Below are 584 nucleotides of genomic sequence, written 5' to 3'. Positions count from 1 at the left end.
GCCCCCGGCCGCCCCGGTCTTCGAGGCGGAGCGCATCCGTCCCGAGCCGCGCCGTCCCAACTGGACGGCGGCCATGGTCGCGGCGATCGTGGCCGTGGTCGGCTTCGTCGGCTTCAACGCCCTCAACGGCGACGAGCGCGCCGGCGGAACCCCCGAGGCCGCCGGTGAGGACACCGACGCCGGAGCGGAGCGGGACCCGGACGACGAGCCGGGGGCCGGGGACTCCGCCGGACCCGCGACCGACGCCCCGGACGAGGAGGCCGCCGGAGCGGACGCCCCGGGTGACGAGGCCGCCGACGAAGCGGTCGCCGGCGCCCCCGCGGACCGGGTGACCGTCCGCGTCGTCGCCTCCGGCCGCAGCTGGGTCTCGGTGCGCGACGTCAACGGCCAGCAGCTCTTCGAGGGCGAGCTGGAGGACGGTGACTCCGAGACCTTCACCGACGAGGAACGGATCGACCTGATCACCGGGAACGCCGGTGCGATCGAGCTGTACGTCAACGGTCGCCACATCCCGGATGTCGGCGGTCCGGGAGAGGTGCAGCGACTCAGCTTCACCAAGGGGGACCCGGAGGAGGGGTGAGGCC

Annotated in this window: 1 protein-coding gene; it reads left to right on the top strand. The window is 74.8% G+C overall.

The window, feature by feature from the left end; translation table 11 throughout:
* On the top strand, positions 1-580 hold a 580-nt coding region (locus FNQ90_RS26095), incomplete at its 5' end, for a DUF4115 domain-containing protein (RefSeq protein ID WP_182608549.1).
* Positions 581-584: the final 4 nt, after the last annotated feature.

It is taken from the genome of Streptomyces alkaliphilus (genome assembly GCF_014141535.1).
Classification (GTDB): Bacteria; Actinomycetota; Actinomycetes; order Streptomycetales; family Streptomycetaceae; genus Streptomyces; species Streptomyces alkaliphilus.
This window is presented reverse-complemented; position numbering and strand designations above follow the sequence as displayed.